This window comes from Ruminococcus flavefaciens ND2009 (assembly GCF_000621785.1).
GTDB classification, from domain to species: domain Bacteria; phylum Bacillota; class Clostridia; order Oscillospirales; family Ruminococcaceae; genus Ruminococcus; species Ruminococcus flavefaciens_C.
The window spans coordinates 1-1,391 of sequence record NZ_JHXI01000034.1 but is presented as its reverse complement, the minus strand read 5'-3'; the positions used below and the strand labels follow the sequence as shown (position 1 = coordinate 1,391).

Here is a 1,391-nt window from a genome sequence, read left to right as displayed (position 1 = left end):
CCGCTGTCGAATATGGGAGCAGCACCAAGCCATTCAAGGGTATTAGCATCACGCAGAAGTCCGAAGTTATTGAAGTGCCTGTCCTCGTTTGCTATAATATAGTCGAGAACTATCATCTTGTCAAGGAAAGAAACTATATCTATCCCGAGTTCCCGACAGATATTAACGTAGTGAAGGTATTCATTTTCATGATTTGCTTTTGTTCTAAATTGGAGTACTCTCCATGCACTGATGAGTTCAGTATCCTTCGTTACAAAATCCTCGCATACACTGTATGGTTCATCATTTATCCACGTTACCGAATAAGGCACATGATCTATTCCAAGTCTATTCATTATTTTTGAAGCGATAACCTCATTGAAGGTCTGCTGACTATATGGATTGGAGCCTGATTTCAAAAGACAACGTTTGCCGTCAATGATCTTCCAGCGTTTTTTCAGATTACCGTCAGAAGTATTATCCGGCGACAGAAAATCGAATCCAGCATTCTTATCACTTGTACCGAAAAGAACATCACCTATATCATCTGAGAAATCGTTGTCAAAGAAATTTACATCTTCCCAGGTCATATCGCTTCCGTAAGGCTTTATCCAGTAATGATCAGATAAACTAAGGCCGAGACATTTCGTAAGAAGCAGCTTAGAATTATATACACCGAGCTTTTCCAAAGCATCTTCAACGCCCATTCTACTCGCAGGAATTGACCTGCCTGCCCACCACTGATTCAATGCGTATCGGTCAATGCTTTCGCTATGATGAAGCGGATGCACAACACCGATCGGTAGATGCTCTTTTGCTGATAAATTATCAATTACGCTAATACCACCAATAGCTTCATCTATTTCAATATCTGCAACAGCTATATTCTTATGCATAAGTGTATATTTCAACGCTCTCACCTCGCTTTTCTATCATTATACCACATCTCTATATCATAATCAAGCCATCTCTTCCGCCAGTCTATCCAAACAGCACAGCCTTATATTTCGGTGATTTCACCATATGAAGCAATGGACGAAAAAACACACTGGTGCTACATATTAAATTACAAGTTGCATATTGAGTTTTCTTTTAATGCAAAATATACAAATGAAGCTCCGTCGGGATTTTACCACTTATTTTGAGCTGCCATATTCCGCTTTCAACGTAGAATAGCGCTATTCCAACCACTTGTTTACCACTTATTTGTACCAAAAGCTGCCAAAAGACACTTGAAGCTGCTAAAAGCAAAATCGTAAAATACCGCGAAAAACAGCCATTTTCGCAATTTAGCAAAAATCACTAAAAGCACTTCTGCTTTTTCAATTCCCCTCGTCTCAAAATCAGGGCTCACAAATGGCTTAAAATAGGCGTTTGTGGGCTCACTTTTTTGACAAAAAACTGTCAACCAC

2 protein-coding genes are annotated in these 1,391 nt (G+C 39.4%); both read right to left on the bottom strand.

All coding sequences use genetic code 11. From position 1 onward, the window contains the following. On the bottom strand, window positions 1-875 hold an 875-nt coding region (locus T488_RS0106730; RefSeq protein ID WP_028520112.1), incomplete at its 3' end, for a HipA domain-containing protein. Between the two features lie 299 nt (window positions 876-1,174). Continuing rightward, window positions 1,175-1,391 (bottom strand): hypothetical protein (locus tag T488_RS19990; protein ID WP_037297490.1); only part of this gene is annotated, 217 nt, incomplete at its 5' end.